At 64.9% G+C, this 379-nt stretch carries 1 protein-coding gene; it reads right to left on the reverse strand.

Going from position 1 to position 379, the window contains the following annotated elements; translation table 11 throughout:
* Positions 1 to 13: 13 nt before the first annotated feature.
* The coding region (locus AAHZ94_RS35140; RefSeq protein WP_349997695.1) for an FG-GAP repeat domain-containing protein at positions 14 to 379 on the reverse strand (366 nt) is incomplete at its 5' end.

The following is a 379-nucleotide window of genomic DNA, read 5'->3' on the forward strand; positions in this document are numbered from 1 at the left end:
GGGGAGGGGGTGTTTACCAGCCGGTGCCGATGGTGACACGGCCAGCGAAGGTGTGTTGTCCGGTGCCGGGGTAGAGGTACATGTTCCCCGCTGCGCCCTGGGGAGCTTGGACCGCGGTCACATCCGTACGACCGTCACCATTGAGGTCACCACTGAAGATGTCCCGCATGATGCCCCATCCGGTACCAGCCGATACCGCGGCGTTGAAACTTCCCACACCGTTACCGGGGTAGATGATCAACGCGCCATCGGCTTTCCGACGGGCGGCGATATCCGCGTTACCGTCGCTGTTGAAGTCACCGCCGGTGAGTTCTTCGAGGTGGCCCCAGCCCGTACCGGCCTGGATCGGGGTGGCGAAGGACCCGGCGCCGTTACCGGG

Source organism: Streptomyces sp. HSW2009, assembly GCF_040240285.1.
Classification (GTDB): domain Bacteria; phylum Actinomycetota; class Actinomycetes; order Streptomycetales; family Streptomycetaceae; genus Streptomyces.